Source organism: Methylophaga sp. SB9B (assembly GCF_004832235.1).
Taxonomy (GTDB): domain Bacteria; phylum Pseudomonadota; class Gammaproteobacteria; order Nitrosococcales; family Methylophagaceae; genus Methylophaga; species Methylophaga muralis.
On sequence record NZ_SSXS01000007.1, the window covers coordinates 61849 to 78688 of the forward strand.

The following is a 16840-nucleotide window of genomic DNA, read 5'->3' on the forward strand; positions in this document are numbered from 1 at the left end:
TTTCCACGCGTTGAAATGGTTGGACCAAAAGTCAGTGGTGATTTTAAAGATGCGACTATCTTGGCCATTGTTTTTGCCGGGCTCGGTATGTTGGCGTATCTGTGGATTAGGTTTGAATATCACTTTGCCTTGGCGGCGACATTAACGATTGGTCTGGATTTAACCAAAACCATTGGCTTTTTTGTGTTGGCTGGGGTGGAATTCAATCTGACTGCAGTGGCAGCATTATTGGCGTTGATTGGTTATTCAGTAAATGACAAGGTGGTGGTGTTTGACCGGGTGCGGGAAAACCTGCGGTTAACGCCTGATAAACCGATGCTGGAATTGCTCAATGAGAGTATTACTTCGACATTAACGCGTACAGTATTTACCTCAGTCACCACATTTCTGGCATTGATTCCAATGGCCGTTGCCGGTGGTAGTGCGGTGGCCAGCTTTGCTTTGCCGATGTTATTCGGCATTGTGATTGGCACCAGTTCATCGGTATTTATCGCTGCACCGATAGTGTTCTGGATGGGACAGCATCGTATGCGAAAAGGCCTGTCCCAGTTACGCCCTTCAGCTGAAGAAATGCAAAAGAAACTGGATGCCATTATGTAAATAAATTCAGCTTTACTTTGTAAGTGATTAATTAAAATAAGCTTTATGGTGATGACTTTCACCATAAAGCTTCACTTAAGGATAAAAAGATGACCTGGTTAATGTTAGCAGCAGGATTAGTATTGCTGATTGTCGGTGCAGAGCTGCTGGTTAAAGGTGCTTCACGTTTAGCGACCAGTTTTGGTATTCCGGCACTTGTGGTTGGCCTGACAGTAGTGGCATTTGGCACCAGTGCACCCGAATTAGCCGTTAGTGTAAAAGCCGCTTTTTCCGGGCAAGCTGAAATGGCTATTGCCAATGTGGTAGGCAGTAATATTTTTAATATTCTGTTTATATTGGGCTTAGCAGCTTTGATTATGCCGCTAATAGTTTCTCAACAACTGATTCGTCAAGATGTACCGATCATGATTGGGGTCAGTTTTTTGGCTTTATGGATGATACAGGATGGCAGCATCGGCAAACTGGAAGCAGCTTTGCTGGTATTGGGAGTGGTTTTGTATACTTTGTTCTTGTTCTATCAGGGCAAAAAAACCGGTATTGATTCAAGCGAAGTAACCACAGAAAAGCCTGCCCCAACATGGCAGAATTTATTGCTTATCATTGTTGGTTTGGCTTTATTGGTGCTCGGCGCACGTTGGTTAGTGCAAAGTGCGGTCACTATTGCTTCATCCTTTGGTGTCAGCGAAGCCGTGATTGGCTTAACCATTGTGGCTGCCGGCACTTCGTTACCAGAAGTTATGACGTCTATTATTGCCACCATCAAAGGTGAACGCGATATTGCCATCGGCAATGTAGTGGGCAGTAATATCTTTAATATTCTGGCGGTGCTGGGTTTATCCGGCTTGATCTCCCCTATGCCATTAATAGCCAGCGAGCAGTTAATGCAAATAGATGTTCCAGTGATGGTCGCAGTAGCTGTGTTATGTCTGCCATTGTTCTTTCTTGGCGGTACCTTAAACCGTTTCGAGGGCTTTTTATTTCTGGTGCTATATGTGGCCTACGTCTGGTTTACCATTGCGATAGCGTTATCACTGCCCTACTTACAAGATTTACAAACCGGTCTTGTTTATGGGCTAGGCCCACTGGTTGGGTTTTATGTATTTCTCTGTCTGGTTAATGATTTATTACGTCGACGTTATAAGTAATGCAGACCTTCATTAAATCTTTCAAATGCAAGGCAGGTAATTACGTAGATTAATTAATTTCCACTGTCGGCCAACCTTGAATTTCCGGGTCAAAACTAGGATCCAAGGCTTGTATACGTTTGACCAAAGGCGGATGGGTGGAGAGTAATCCGGACATTTTGTTTGAAAGTTCAGCAAACATCATATGTCTGGCCTCTTCCAACTCATCATGTACGGTTGCATTAGCGCCTTTCTGACTCAGACTGCCTATCTTTTTCAGAGCGCCAGCTAGAGAGTCAGGATCACTGGTAAAGCGCGTGGCGTCTGCATCGGCCAGATATTCACGTTGACGAGAAATTGCTGCCTGCATGACCTTACCCATAAATGCACCTAATAATCCCAACAGGATCAGTGCAATACCAATCAACGCTAACTGGGCTCCCCCATTTTTGCCGCCGCGACCTCCGGAATGCATCAGAATCCGTCCCAATACATATAAAGCCATCAATCCATGAATTAGGCCGATCACCCGCAGATTAAGCCGCATATCGAGATTGCGGATATGGGCAAATTCGTGGGCAACTACCGCTGCAAGTTCATCACGAGTCAATATTTTTAAAGCGCCACGAGTAACAGCAATAGCGGATTTATCGGGTGAACTGCCTGCTGCAAAAGCGTTGATCCCAGCTTCATTTTCCAGCACAAAAATATGCGGTGCTGGCATGCTGGCACCCAGAGCGACTTCTTCAACGATATTTTTATAACGGGTAATTAACGGATCATTGGTTTCATCATTTACGTCGGTTGCCCCCAGGCTTTGAGCAACTTTTACTCCGTCACCGCCCATGCTGAGCATTTTCCAAACAGACGTTAAGACAATCACCGTCGCTACGCCAGCTGCAACCCAGCCAAATAAATACCAGTCCACGATGACCTGTGCGGACTGATTCATGGTTTCAGATGGCAACCTGACCGATGCCAGGGCAGCAATTACAGTGGCAATTAAGGCAACTGAAAAGATAAACATTGCCATCATCAGCCGACTTTGTTTTCGAGCATTGGCGCCTAATTGATAGCTGCTCATTTCAGCCATGATTAAAACTCAACCTTTGGCACATTCTGAATAGCTTCACGGTCATCAAAATCCAGCTCTGATGCACGCGTAAAACTGAACATATTCGCCAGAATATTGGTTGGAAAGGTTTCCAGCACATTGTTATATTCAAGTACGGTATTGTTATAGCCACGCCGTGATGCTGCGACTTTGTTTTCAATACTGGTCAACTGCTCCATCAAATCACGGAAAGCACCATCGGCTTTCAGATCTGGATACGCTTCTGATAAAGCAAAAATACCGCCCATCGCTTTACCCAATAACCCTTCTGCCTGTCCAAGTGCCAGCATGGATGTGGCATCGCCCGAGTCAATTTGGCCGCGCATTTTTTCTGCCTGATTACGGGCTTCAATGACACCCGTCAGGGTTTCCTGCTCATGTTTGGCATAGCCTTTAACGGTGTTGACTAACTGCGGAATCATGTCATGACGTTGTTTAAGCATTACGTCTATCTGTTTGAATGCATTCTGAAAAATATTGCGATGCCGGACTAATTTATTGTATTCAATGATGACATATAAAATCAGTAGCCCCACGATGGCCAGTAATACCCATTCCATATTTCTCTCCTTTTTTAATTTAACGTAATGATTGGTTATCAATTTAGATAACCCACAGTATCAAACAGCTTACTGACTATGAAAGCTAAGGGCCATTAACGTTCAGCAAAATACTATCTCAATGTCACGATCAGTCTCATTAATGTATTACTACCAATATCGCCTGGTTTGACTGATTACCATTGTCTGTATTATCGCTGGCAGTTTCAGGTGCCTTTATTACAACATGTGATAAAGGTTAAACGGGAAACAGGTGACCCAATGATTTGGTTATTCCTGTACTGCCCCCGCAACGGTAAACAGTTATTTCATTGCTCTGGTCGCTATCTGCTTGATAGATCGACAGTCACTGTACTTAAACAGTATGGGAAGACGAGAAATGCCGCCATTTATGGCTAAGCTGTAAGTCCGGAGACCGGCCCGAAGCTAACTAAGGAGTCGTGGCGGGGTGCCTGAACGTTTCCGAGATTACACCCATACTGTCCCCCTGCCCGCTATTTACCTAACTGGTAGCTGCTTTTGCTGCGGCAGGATGTCTTATGTTTCATAAATTTAATTCTCACACGAGTCTTTTTCGACCCGTTTCTTTGTTTGCTCTGTTGTTTTCTCTATTGGCATCTGCTGTTTATGCCAGTGATCGCAACGTGACGGTTATTGTTTCAGATCGTTCTGCCCCGACGTTGGTCTCTGGAGCACATCAGTTATTACAGCAACATCCCGATGCAGACATTCAAATCCGTACTGTCAGTCAGCTTAATGCTTTAAATGACAATGAGTTGCAGAAATTAATCGATAGCAGCGGCAGCTTATTAATGGTTGGCGTATTTGGTGATCCGGTTGAGCGTTTACTGGCACGTCAATACAGCACTACACAAAAACGCTATGTTTTACATAGTGATCAGCGACTCACGGCATTAAACAGTGTTCCACTTACGCAATCTATTCCTGAACAAGTACTTAGCGACAAAACATCCTTAAGTTCAGCAGATGACTTAAAGGCTCTGCAAGCCAACTATCCGGAGTATGTTAACTGGTTGCAGGCACGCGCCTATTGGGTAAATCGTTCGACAGAGAATTCACGTAGTCTGCTGGAAATGTTGCTAAGCGATGGCAATATAAAAACTGAATTACAACCTATTGGGGCTTTACGCTTTGCTTTGCATAACGACGATAAAACTCACTGGTTAACCCATGATGAACTAGCGAAACAACTGGATGGCTCACAGCCTGTTGTCTGGTTGCTCGATCATGATACCGGTGATTTAACGGGCGAATGGCAATTGCATCAACAGTATTGTCAGGCGCTTAATAGCCAATGTGTATCGGTATTGGCCGCCTGGGGTGAACCAGTGTTGATGCGATTCAGACTATTAAAAAGGTAATGAATGAATCTTTGCCAATCACACCATGGGGAATCGTTTCTTTACAGGATTTTGTGATTGGTGGCGGTGATGGTCGTGAGCAGGTTGAACAATTATTTACTGAACTGAATGTTCCGGTATTAAAAAGCGTTCGGCTGAATGAATTGAGTGAGGCGGATTATGCCTTATCTGCACAAGGCATTCCGCGTGATTCCATTCATTACCGGATTGCCATGCCTGAGTTGCAAGGTGTCAGTCAGCCACAGATTCTGGCTTTGACCGAACCTGCAAAAATCGATAAACAAACCGGGGCCCAGCTGACTCAAAGCCTGCCTATTGCGGCACAAATAAATCGTCAGGCACAGCGCATGCAACGCTGGCTGGATCTGCAACAAAAAGACAACGCTGATAAACGTGTCGCCATTGTGTATTACAACCATCCACCGGGCAGACATAATATTGGTGCTGATAATCTGAATGTGCCTGAAAGTCTGCTGGAAATATTACATGGTCTTAAAGATGCAGGTTATCAGACCGGTGAATTACCCAAAGACGCTGAGGCTTTGCTTGATTTGCTGCAATTTCAAGGGGTGAATTTACCTGAAGACGCTGAGGCTTTATCTGCGATGTCCAAGGTCGCCAACACCATGACAGCGGATGATTATCAACGCTGGTTCAAACAGTTACCGGCAACTGTTCAGGCTGAAATGATTGATGGTCCTTTGGCAGTATTACAGCAGCGGATGCGTGATGCCATTGAGCAGGCGCTGGCATTGGAAAATGTAACCATTCGGCAGTCTCAGCTGCAGTTACTGTCAGCATTTATGCAGCAGACCTCTACGGATATTCATCATGCGCTGGATGGTTTGCGTCACCCCGGTCGCAGTCGGGCATTGGATTTATTAACTCAGCTGGAACAGGATTATCAGCAGATCATCGATGCAGCTGCTCAAGGTAAAAAGCCTGACTGGCAACATAACGAATCATTGCATAATGCCCTGTTGGAAATGCAGATCGAGGGTATTCGTGGCTGGGGTGAAATCCCCGGCAAAGTGATGGTCTGGGATAATCAACTACTGATGCCCGGTGTGCAATTTGGCAATGTGTTTATCGGCCCTCAACCACCACGTGGCTGGGAGATCCACGAGGAACTATTGCATGCCAATATGTCCTTCCCGCCGCCACATCAATATCTCGCTTTTTATCATTTTATCCAGTCGCAATTTAACGCTGATGCGATGGTGCATGTTGGTCGACATTCCACCTATGAGTTTTTGCCCAAACGCGCTGTCGGTCTTGGTGAGGATGATTACCCCACTATTATCGCTGGGGATGTGCCAGGTCTTTATCCGTATATAGTCGATGGCGTCGGGGAAGGCATCCAGGCTAAACGGCGTGGTCAGGCGGTTATCATTGATCATTTGACTCCCCCGCTCGCCGTTACTGAATTGTATGACGATTTGCTGCAACTACGTCAATTGATTGAAAGCGCTGAAGCCGCTTCAGACAAAGCCACCCGGGATCGCGCTATTGTCACCTTACGTGAGCAAATCGAAACCATGGGTCTGCGTGATGAATTAATTGCCAGCATGGATGAAGAGCTGCAAGTTCGTGGCGCTGGTTTTGAAGAAATTGATGATGATTTTCTGCTGCATGAAGTCGGTCATTATCTGACGCATTTTCAGGAAACCTTTATGCCATTGGGATTGCATGTATTTGGTCGTGACTGGTCAGCTGAAGGTCTGGATACCATGATGAATTCAATGCTGGATAAATCCGAGCCCAGCGAACAACAACGCAATGAGATATATCAGAGATTACAAATATCTCCTGCTGCTGAAATTGACGCCTTACTGAATGGTCTGAATGGGCGATTTATCTCACCAGGTAAAGGCAATGATCCGATCCGCACACCCGATGCACTGCCCACCGGGCGAAATTTTTATGCGTTGGATGGCAGTTTACTGCGACCCGTGTGGGTTTTGATATTGGTCAGCAACTGGCTGCGCCGGTATTGGCTGGCGAAAAAGGCAATATTGAAGGTCATGAAGTTGGCGATCGCAATAAACAAGGCGTCATTCTCTGGGCCTCTGATTCGGTGCGTGATGAAGGTGCAATGATTGCTTTTGGCATGAAGCTGCTGGGTGTCCGCCCGATATGGAATAGCCGGGGCATTATCAAAGGTCTTGAGCGTCTGCCATTAAATGAGGAACAACCGCAGCGGCTGGACGTGCTGTTTACCACCTCAGGTCTATTCAGGGATTTATATGGGGAACATCTGGTATTGCTCGATAAAGCCAGCTTGTTGGCATTGGATGCCAGTCGTGATCTGATTATTCGTGATTACCCTGCTCTGGCCATTGCGCTTAAAGCAGCTCTGCAACCGTTAGGCGAATGGCAACAAGGTGGCGAGGAAGCTTTGAATAAAAATCTGGTGGCATCAAATTGGGTTAATGAAGCCAGACAACGTTTGGCACAGCAACCGGATCTCGATCCGGCACAATTAGGTCGTGAAACCAGCCTTCGTGTATTTGGCATCGCACCAGGATCTTATGGTGCTGGCATTAATCGTCTGGTTGAACGATCTTCGGCCTGGGAGGATCGCAGTGAACTGGCCGATGTGTTTATCAAACGTATGGCTCATGCCTATGGCAGTGGTCTGCAGGGTGAATCGCAACCAGACTTGTTCAAACAGCAACTTGCCGGGGTTTCACAGACTTTTCTGGGACGGGCCAGTAATCTGTACGGTCTGATGGATAACAATGATGCATTTGATTATCTCGGCGGTTTTAATCTGGCGGTGGAAACAGTCAGTGGCCAGCAACCTGGCAGCGCGGTGATTAATCACAGTAATGACGATAACCTGCGAATCGATAATCTGCCACAAGCTCTGCTCAGTGAATTGCGTGCTCGTTATCTGAATCCACAATGGATTAAACCGTTGATGAATGAAGGCTATGCCGGTGCCCGCACCATGGGCAGTGAATTTATTGAATATCTTTGGGGTTGGCAGGTGACCAGCCCAGAGATCATTACCGATCAGGTCTGGGAAGAAGTTAAAGCGGTGTATGTAGATGACAGCCTGCAATTGGGATTGGATGAATTTCTCAGTAATAGCCATCAGCAACATGTGCAAACCAATATTTTAGCCGTGATGTTGGTTGCCATTGATAAAGGCTTCTGGGATGCCGATCTGGCAACGCAAAAACAATTAGCCGAACAGTTTGCTGCCAATATTATTAAAAAAGGCATTCCCGGCAGTGGTCATACCCATGCCAATCATCCAATGTATGATTTTGTGAAATCACAGCTTGATGCGGATACGGCTGAAGCCTTGGAAGCCGTATTGGCACGTAGTCGCATGCAAACTTCAGAGCTCGAATCGTCACCGACGCATATCCAGGAATTACAGTTAAATCAGGATGATAGCCAGCAAAACGATAAAGTTGATCAAGGTGCTGACTCAAACTCGAACGATAAAAATCTGCTTTGGTTATGGACGTTACTGGCATTATCAGTAATTGTCGCAGCCGGTTTATGGCGTGGTCGTAAAGGAGCTATGTAATGTATCCACACTTTTCACTGGAATTGATGCACCAGCTGACCGGACTGTTATTAACCCCGGTGGTCTGGGCTTTATTGTTTTTTGTCGGGCTGGCTGTATATGAAACCGGTATCGCCATTGGCGAGCGTTTTTGGGGAATTGCCCGTCTGACAAAACAACTGGACAGTGCATCGCTCATTGCACTTGGCAAACGTCGGATTGAACGAGCAGATTTTATTACTCGTCTAGCACCAATGCTTGGCTTGATGGGGACATTGATTCCTCTAGGTCCAGGTCTTGCCGCATTAGGCGAAGGACAACTAAGCATTCTGACAACGGCGATGACAGTGGCGTTTGATACCACGGTTATTGGTTTATTGGCTGGCATGATCGGCTTTGTTATTGGCCGTATGCGTCGGCGTTGGTATGACGCGGCTTTAACTCAGTTGGAACAGCAAAATGGATAAATGGCGGCGTAGTTCATTTCTGGATACCGATGAAGATCCATTGGGTCCATTAGCCAATCTGATTGATATTGTGCTGGTATTTGCCTGTGGGCTAATCGCAGCACTGGTCGCGTTCAGCACTGATTTACAGGATCACTTTGAAGTACAGCCGCAGGAGATCACTCTCGGTAAAGAACTGCCAAAACTGCCCGACAATATGCAGCAACAGATGCAGGATGGCAGTGGCTATGAAGCGGTTGGTCAGGTATATCGTGATCCCCAAACCGGCAAGCTGATTTTAATTGGTGAGTGATTTTTTTGGGTTGTTGATCTTTTAGAATCTAAACAAAAGATTTTCGCTCAGCCCGCCAAACCAAAAGTAATTTCAGGTAGAATCACCGCTTCTACTGAACTCCTGTTTTATTGGATTTTAAAATGGCTCAATACGTATACAGCATGAACCGCGTTGGCAAAATCGTGCCGCCCAAACGCGAAATATTAAAAGATATTTCCCTGTCCTTTTTCCCCGGCGCCAAAATCGGTGTATTGGGTTTAAATGGTTCAGGTAAATCCACCCTGCTTCGCATTATGGCCGGTGAAGATAAGGATTATATTGGCGAAGCCAGACCGATGCCGAATATGAAGGTCGGTTATCTGCCACAGGAACCTCAGCTGGATGACAGCAAAACCGTTCGTGAAATCATTGAAGAATCAGTTTCAGATGTCAAAGCTGCCCTGGATGAACTGGATGCAATTTATGCCGCTTACGCTGAACCCGATGCTGACTTTGACGCTTTAGCCAAAAAACAAGCTGAACTGGAAAATCTGATCACCGCAAAAGATGGTCATAATCTGGACAATGCTCTGGAACGTGCAGCCGATGCCTTACGTCTGCCACCCTGGGATGCCAAAGTAGCAGTGTTATCTGGTGGTGAACGTCGTCGTGTGGCGTTATGCCGGTTATTGCTGGATAACCCGGATATGTTATTGCTCGACGAGCCGACCAACCATCTCGATGCCGAATCCATTGCCTGGATTGAACGATTCCTGCAGGAATACCCAGGTACGGTTGTTGCCATTACCCATGATCGATATTTCCTCGATAATGCCGCTGGCTGGATTCTGGAATTGGATCGTGGACGCGGTATTCCTTATGAAGGCAACTACTCTTCCTGGCTGGAACAGAAAGATCAACGTCTGGCGCAGGAATCCAAACAGGAAGCCTCGCACAATAAAGCCATTCAGGCTGAACTGGAGTGGGTTCGCCAAGGTGCCAAAGGACGTCAGGCAAAATCCAAAGCGCGTTTGAAACAGTTTGAAGAAATGAATTCAAAAGAATTTCAAAAGCGTAATGAAACTCAGGAAATCTATATTCCACCTGGCCCACGTTTAGGTGATAAGGTCATTGAACTGCACAACGTCACTAAATCCTATGGTGACAAATTACTGTTTGAAAACCTTAGTCTGACGATTCCACCTGGTGCAATCGTCGGCATTATCGGTCCTAACGGTGCGGGTAAATCCACCTTGTTCCGCATGATTACTGGTGAAGAAAAACCCGACTCAGGTGAAATCGAAATCGGCAGCACCGTGCAACTGGCTTATGTGAACCAGTCACGTGAACTGGATGGCAAGAAAACCGTGTTTGAAGAAATTGCAGATGGTGCGGATATGATTACTGTCGGTAACTATCAAACCCCTTCTCGTGCCTACTGTGGCCGCTTCAATTTCAAAGGCTCGGATCAGCAAAAATTCGTTAAGGATTTATCCGGTGGTGAGCGTAACCGTCTGCATATGGCCAAACTGCTTAAAGAAGGCGGCAACGTTTTATTACTCGACGAACCGACCAATGATCTGGACGTTGAAACTCTGCGGGCATTGGAAGAAGCCATTTTGGCCTTCCCGGGTTCTGCGGTGGTGATTTCGCATGATCGCTGGTTTTTAGATCGGGTATGTACCCATATGATTGCCTATGAAGGCGATTCCAGCGTGGTGTTCTTTGAAGGTAATTACAGCGATTATGCCGAAGATTACCGTAAACGCTTCGGCAAGGATCATCAGCCGGAACGTATCAAATACCGCCGGATGAATTAGTTTCAATTATTAACCACATAGAAAAATTAAATAAGTCATTTTTCATGGGTAGGTCGGGTTAGCCTAGCGTAACCCGACACAACCCACGTCTAACAAAAATCTGCGAAATCTACGGATAAAAATCTCTTTGGTTAGATTTCAATCTACCAAAGGCTTATGCATCATCTCAGGTGTCCGTTCGGCGCCCAGAATGCCGACACGGATTAGAAAGTCGCCAAAATGCTCGTCTTGCTCACGTTCAGCAGCAAACTGTTCGATCATTGGTTTCAGCGTATTCAGAATGGTAGTTTCATCCACATTTTCCAGATACAGACGATTTAATCGCTGACCACTGAAATCCGCCCCCAGGTTCAGGTTATAACGCCCGACTGCTTTCCCGGTTAAGGCTATTTCACCCAAGTAAGGTCTGGCACAACCATTGGGGCAACCAGTAATACGGATATTAATCAGTTCTTCCGGCAAACCAACATCACTCATTATTTGTTCCAGCTTACTGAGAAACGTTGGTAAATAACGTTCTGATTCAGCCATCGCTAAAGCACAAGTAGGTAATGCAACACAGGCCATGGCATTTAAACGTAATGCCGGACGCGTTCGCCGATATCAAGTTGATATTGTTCGACCAACTGTTCAATAACCGGTTTCTGCTCAGGACTGATATTGGCAATAATCAGGTTCTGATTACAGGTCATGCGAAACTCGCCGGTATGAACTTTGGCGATTTCCCGAAGTGCGGTACGTAATTGCAGTGCTTCAGTATCCGCAACACGGCCACTATAAATGTATAAGGTCAGATGCCATTGCCATCTTCACCCTGGATCCAGCCAAACCGATCGCCATTGCGTACTAACTCAAAGGGTCTGGCAACTGTCATTGCCTCACCTTGGTATTCGGTAAATTTTTCGTTAAACCAGTCAATACCATGATCATCAATGGTGTACTTAAAGCGGGCATGCGCCCTGACACTACGGTCACCAAAGTCACGTTGAATGGCGGCAATGGTTTCGCAGGCTTTGACAATCTGGTCTTTTGGCACAAAACCGGCCATGGTGGCTAAGCGTGGGAAAGTTGCCGTTTCACCGTAGGTCATGCCCATGCCGCCACCGACGGCGACATTGAATCCAACTAATTCATCGTTTTCGATAATGGCAATTAACGCAATATCGTTGGCCAATACATCGCTGTCGTTTTCAGGTGGAATGGCGATACCGATTTTAAATTTACGGGGTAAATAGCGATCACCATAAAACGGCTCTTCGGATTTTCCCGGTTGATAGACACATTGTTCACCCAGCCAAATCTCGGCATAGGCACCAGACTGCCAGCACAAATGATCACTTATGGCCTGGGAGATCTTATGAACTTCGGCATGCACCGAAGATTGATGCGGATTGACGTTGGTCACCACATTCCGGTTAACATCACCGCAGGCACCTTTGGTATCCAAACCTAATGCATTGACTTGCTGCATTAATGAACGCAGATCTTTTTTCAAAACCTCGTGATACTGAAAAGTCTGGCGTGTGGTAATACGTAACGTGCCATTGGAGCAATCATCAGCTATTGCATCGAGTCCCAGCCATTGCTGTGGAGTCACCACACCTCCGGCAATACGCAGCCGAACCATAAATGAATATAACGGTTCAAGTTTTTGACGACGGCGTTCATCACGCAGATCACGATGGTCCTGCATGTAACTGCCATGGAATTTGGTCAGTTTGTTGTCATCTTCGGAAATCGCTCCGGTAACCACATCATCCAGCCCTTCGGCAATGGTCCCACGCAGGTAACGACTATCGAGTTTGAGTTGTTCGGCTTCAGGTAATTTTGTATTCATTAGTACACATCACGTTGGTAACGTTTATCACGCGTCAGCTGACGCAGATATTCGGTGGCGTCTTCGCGGCTTTTATTGCCTTGCTGACTGATAATATCAATCAGGGCTTCATTCACATCTGGTGCCATATTGTCGGCATCGCCGCAGACATATATATGCGCACCATCCTGCAGCCAGTTCCAGATCTCAATGGATTTTTCGCGAATACGATGCTGCACATAGATTTTCTCGGTCTGATCACGAGAAAAGGCCACATCAAGATGGGTTAGCAATCCGGATTTACGCCAGGCCAGCCACTCGGTCTGATAGAGAAAATCGGTCAGGAAATGCTGATCGCCAAAGAACAGCCAATTGGGTCCGCGAGCACCCCGCTCTTCACGTTCCTGCATAAAACTTCTAAACGGAGCCACGCCAGTGCCGGGGCCAATCATAATAATCGGCACATCATCATCGGCAGGTAATTTGAAGTTTTTATTGGGATCGATATACACCGGAATAGTCGCATCTTCGGCTAAGCGATCGGCTAACCAGGTTGAGGCTACCCCGCCCCGCTCACGGTTATGGGCGTTATAACGAACCGTTGCCACGGTGATATGCACTTCTTCATCAACCGCAGCCTGACTGGAGGCAATCGAATATAATCTTGGCGGCAGTTTACGCAGCAATTTAATAAAGCCATTGGCGTCTATGTCAGCTAATGGGTAGGTTTGTACCAAATCCAGAACATCACGACCACGGATCCATTCTGTGACGGCGGCTTTGCTTTCCATCAGCTTATTAAGTTCATCGGACTGGGCAAGTTCAGCCCACTTTTCCACTAACGGTCGAGTCAGCACGGTAATTTCACGATGATGCATCAATGCATTGGTTAACGTTTCTTGTTGTTCATCAAGTTCTACAGAACTATCGGCATCAAATCCCAGCGCATCAATCAGCATTGAAACCAGAGCGGGATCGTTTTGCGGGTAAACGCCTAAAGCATCACCTGGCTCATATTGTAATCCTGAACCTTCCAGCGAGATTTCAATATGCCGTACTTCCTTGCTGGAACCGCGACCACTTAACAGCTGATTTTCCAGTAAAGGTGCAGAAAAAGGATGTTTCCGATCATATTGAACTGAGGTTTCAAGCTGACTCATCGCAACAGAAGCAGATGGTGGTGCGGCACTGGCTTGCATGGAGCTGGTCAGTGCCCCAACAAATTCAGCAATCCATTTTTCCGCCAAATCATCGTAATCCACATCACAATCAACTCGAGGAATAACAGCGGTTGCACCTAGTTTCTGCAAACGCTCATCAAAATCCTTGCCGGTTTGGCAAAAAAATTCATAACTGGAATCGCCAAGCGATAGCACACTGTAGTGCAAACCTTTCAAGCCCGGTGCTTTGCGGCTATTCAGAAACTCGTATAAATCCATAGCATTGTCAGGTGGCTCTCCTTCACCATGGGTGGAAGTTAATACGGCCAGATATTGCTCGTTTTTCAGTTCTCGTGGTTTGTATTCGGCCATATCCCATAACTTGACTTCAATACCACTGGCTTTTGCTTTCTCAGCAAGTTGTCCGGCAACCGCTTCGGTGTTACCGGTTTGTGAACCATACAGCACGGTAAGTTTAATAGCTTGCTCAGCCAGAGATGGTCCAGCTTCCATAACAGCAGTGCCAACCTGGGCCGCACGATAGCCAGATAAATAGCCCGACAGCCAGTCTACCTGCCAGCCTTCCAGACCTTGCAGTAAATTATTCAACTGTTGTAATTGTTCATCCGTTAGCGGGGCGTTTGGCAGCCTGATATTCATGGTAATGCGTTATCTCTTAAGGTGGGCACAGAACAAAATAACAAAAACAATATATAAATAGAAACTATATGTTTTGATTTTCATATAACAATTTAATATATAAAAACTGCGTTAAAAACCTAGTTTAAAAGTTTTTATGTAATTTAATGTGAATGGTTGGTGATGTCTGACAAAAGCTGTGTATAACAATATTGGTACAAAGTAATTTAAATCAACCTTATTAAGGACTTTTATGATCGTATAAATCACTGTCTGCATACATATATAAAGATTGTAAATCGACATTTGACATTGATTGGCTGCATGCTGTGCCAACAGTATATTGAATATTCAAGTGTGGACTGACCGATGAATTATGCTGTTTAACCGCTTCAGCCAAGGTCTCCAATGGGGTGCCTTTCAGCTCACATATACACAAAACAACAAATTCATCATCAACCAGTCTGGCAACTAATTCGGTATCGGTAAAGGTTTCCAGCAATAACCGGGAAAAATGGATCAGTGCTTCATCTCCTGCTGATATTCCATGCGCCTCAATAATTCGTTTGTAATTATTTAAATCAAAATAAAACATCGTGATCGGAATTTGATGTGGAGCAAAAATTGTTATTAGTTTTTGTGCCCGACGTTCAAACGCCTCTCGATTAAGAAGTCCGGTTAATTTATCTTCATCCAGAAACGGGTTGTAATCGATTTCTTCTTCAACCATTTCCGTAAGTTGCTTCAATAACAGTTTGTCTTTAATAGAAAATTCTCTGGGCTCAGAGTGCTTTAAACATAAAGCCCCTAGTTTTGCACCGGATTTAGCGCGTATGGGACAGCCAGCATAGAAACGTACATATGGTGCGGACGTCACCATAATATTATTGACATACTGCTCGTCCAGCAGCGTGTCTGGAACAATAAAAATCTCTTCTTGAGATATGGTTTGATTACAAAAAGCAATAGAACGTTCGGTTTGGCGTTGACTAAATCCCTGCGAAGATTTAATCCATTGTCGATTTTCATCAATCAACGAAATTAAACTGATATCTACATTGAATAACCGTGTACAGAGTTTGGTCAAACGGTCATATCGCTGTTCGGGTTCGCTATCTAATAAGCCAAGTCCATGTAAATGCTTAATTCTATGCGAATCAATATGTTCTGAGCTTTGTTTCGACCATTCGATAAAGGCATCCGCTAGCATGGGACGTCCAATAAAATATCCCTGCGCCTGATCACAGCCCATATTCCTTAGCAGTTCCAATGCCTCATTATCTTCAATACCTTCAGCTGCTACCTGCATATTCAAGCTATGGGCCAACTCGATAATGGCTTTGATTACTAGCCGTGATTCGCGAGAATCGCCCGAGGTCATCACAAAGGTTTTATCCACTTTGACTTCTGAAAAAGGCATGCGTACCAATGCCAGCATCGAAGAGAACCCGGTGCCAAAATCATCAATGGATAATCGAAAACCACGTAATCGCAGTCGAGTTAATATATCTAGGGACATAACCGGATCATCCATGGCAGCGGTTTCGGTTAACTCGAGAATAAGCTGATCTGGCTTGACATTATTACTCTTACAAAGAAGCTCTATCTGTTTGAATAGATATAGATTTTTTAGCGATGCCGCAGAAATATTCACTGAAAGTAATAAGCCACGGCTTTGTATGCCTTGAACAGTATCAGCATCTTGCAGTTGATTGAGAAATGGTAATGCCTGCTCAAAAACTTGCAAGGTTAAACGATCAATTAAATTATGTTGTTCGGCTAACGGGATAAATTTTTCCGGTGAAATAAAACCTTTTTCCGGATGATGCCATCTGGCCAAGGCTTCAAAGCCAGTTAAAGCGCCACTGATACAAGATACTTTCGGTTGGTAAACCAGATAAATATCACGTGCATCAATCGCTTGTTCCAATTCAGTAACCGTGAGCGTGTTAATCTGATTCTCGGCTCGTAATTGTCTGCCAAAGGTGTTGTCAGCAGTATTGTTAGATTCTGCATTAATCAAATCGCGAAATGCTTTCGGATTGAAAGGCTTTGGCAAAATCCCCAACACATTCAAACCATGAGCACCGGCTGAGCGTGCAGCGGCATGCAGCAATTGCTGCCCAGCACCACTGGTAATAATTAACTGCGCCTCGACCTGCATTTTGCCTAATTCGCCTAGAACTTCTACACCATCCATGTCCGGCATGATCAAATCCACAATCAGATATTGTGGTTGCCATTCATTAAGAATGTTGAGAAAACTCTGAAAATCCGAGGTTACTTTGGCTGACAGACCAATAAATTCTGCAACATTTGCTATCGCTCTTGCAGTGAGGTTATTGTCATCCAGAATCAGTACTTTAAGTTCGGTCATCGGGA

15 protein-coding genes and 1 riboswitch are annotated in these 16840 nt (G+C 45.4%); of the genes, 8 read left to right on the forward strand and 7 right to left on the reverse strand.

Features of this window, described 5'->3' with window-relative positions; translation table 11 throughout:
* The coding region (gene secF / locus E8Q33_RS08975; protein WP_136554412.1) for a protein translocase subunit SecF at positions 1-600 on the forward strand (600 nt) is incomplete at its 5' end.
* A gap of 89 nt (positions 601-689) precedes the next feature.
* Positions 690-1745 (forward strand): calcium/sodium antiporter, encoded by a 1056-nt coding sequence (locus E8Q33_RS08980; RefSeq protein ID WP_136554260.1) that lies wholly within the window; start codon positions 690-692, stop codon positions 1743-1745.
* Between the two features lie 49 nt (positions 1746-1794).
* On the opposite strand, the gene E8Q33_RS08985 is transcribed toward E8Q33_RS08980, so the two are convergent.
* Complete coding sequence (locus E8Q33_RS08985; protein WP_136554262.1) at positions 1795-2817, reverse strand: M48 family metalloprotease; 1023 nt, start codon at positions 2815-2817, stop codon at positions 1795-1797.
* Positions 2818-2819: 2 nt separating this feature from the next.
* Positions 2820-3398, reverse strand: a complete 579-nt coding sequence (locus E8Q33_RS08990; RefSeq protein WP_069295338.1) for a LemA family protein — start codon at positions 3396-3398, stop codon at positions 2820-2822.
* A 191-nt stretch (positions 3399-3589) separates the two neighbouring features.
* Positions 3590-3837: riboswitch (cobalamin riboswitch) on the forward strand.
* Positions 3838-3937: 100 nt separating this feature from the next.
* On the opposite strand from E8Q33_RS08990, the gene E8Q33_RS15645 reads away from it, so the two are divergent.
* The 6 genes from E8Q33_RS15645 (at position 3938) to ettA (ending at position 10843) form a co-directional block, all read left to right on the forward strand.
* On the forward strand, positions 3938-4780 hold the full coding sequence (locus E8Q33_RS15645; protein ID WP_211116134.1) for a hypothetical protein: 843 nt from the start codon (positions 3938-3940) through the stop codon (positions 4778-4780).
* Positions 4781-4791: 11 nt separating this feature from the next.
* A complete protein-coding gene (locus E8Q33_RS16430) occupies positions 4792-6879 on the forward strand; it encodes a cobaltochelatase subunit CobN (protein ID WP_211116135.1) in 2088 nt (695 codons plus the stop codon).
* Positions 6876-8324 (forward strand): cobaltochelatase subunit CobN, encoded by a 1449-nt coding sequence (locus E8Q33_RS16435; protein WP_256369453.1) that lies wholly within the window; start codon positions 6876-6878, stop codon positions 8322-8324. The genes E8Q33_RS16430 and E8Q33_RS16435 overlap by 4 nt, the downstream gene beginning before the upstream one ends.
* Positions 8324-8770: a MotA/TolQ/ExbB proton channel family protein gene (locus E8Q33_RS09000; protein ID WP_069295339.1), complete on the forward strand. Its 447-nt coding sequence runs from the start codon at positions 8324-8326 to the stop codon at positions 8768-8770. Before E8Q33_RS16435 ends, E8Q33_RS09000 begins: the two co-directional genes overlap by 1 nt.
* Entirely contained in the window at positions 8763-9062 is a 300-nt protein-coding gene (locus E8Q33_RS09005) for a DUF2149 domain-containing protein (protein WP_136554263.1), read from the forward strand. Before E8Q33_RS09000 ends, E8Q33_RS09005 begins: the two co-directional genes overlap by 8 nt.
* Positions 9063-9184: 122 nt before the next feature.
* A complete protein-coding gene (gene ettA, locus E8Q33_RS09010) occupies positions 9185-10843 on the forward strand; it encodes an energy-dependent translational throttle protein EttA (protein ID WP_069295341.1) in 1659 nt (552 codons plus the stop codon).
* 138 nt (positions 10844-10981) lie between these two features.
* Here the strand turns inward: ettA and E8Q33_RS16015 are convergent, their stop codons facing one another.
* From E8Q33_RS16015 to E8Q33_RS09025, 5 genes are all read right to left on the reverse strand, one after another.
* Positions 10982-11410, reverse strand: coding sequence for a hypothetical protein (locus tag E8Q33_RS16015; protein ID WP_247869999.1), 429 nt, complete (start codon positions 11408-11410; stop codon positions 10982-10984).
* A 5-nt stretch (positions 11411-11415) separates the two neighbouring features.
* Positions 11416-11637: a hypothetical protein gene (locus tag E8Q33_RS16020; RefSeq protein WP_371413286.1), complete on the reverse strand. Its 222-nt coding sequence runs from the start codon at positions 11635-11637 to the stop codon at positions 11416-11418.
* The gene (locus E8Q33_RS16025) at positions 11634-12680 is read right to left on the reverse strand and encodes an NADPH-dependent assimilatory sulfite reductase hemoprotein subunit (RefSeq protein WP_247870000.1); all 1047 of its coding nucleotides are present in this window, start codon (positions 12678-12680) and stop codon (positions 11634-11636) included. The genes E8Q33_RS16020 and E8Q33_RS16025 overlap by 4 nt, the downstream gene beginning before the upstream one ends.
* A complete protein-coding gene (locus E8Q33_RS09020) occupies positions 12680-14479 on the reverse strand; it encodes an assimilatory sulfite reductase (NADPH) flavoprotein subunit (protein ID WP_136554265.1) in 1800 nt (599 codons plus the stop codon). The genes E8Q33_RS16025 and E8Q33_RS09020 overlap by 1 nt, the downstream gene beginning before the upstream one ends.
* 220 nt (positions 14480-14699) lie before the next feature.
* Positions 14700-16835: an EAL domain-containing protein gene (locus tag E8Q33_RS09025; RefSeq protein WP_136554267.1), complete on the reverse strand. Its 2136-nt coding sequence runs from the start codon at positions 16833-16835 to the stop codon at positions 14700-14702.
* Positions 16836-16840 lie beyond the last annotated feature (5 nt).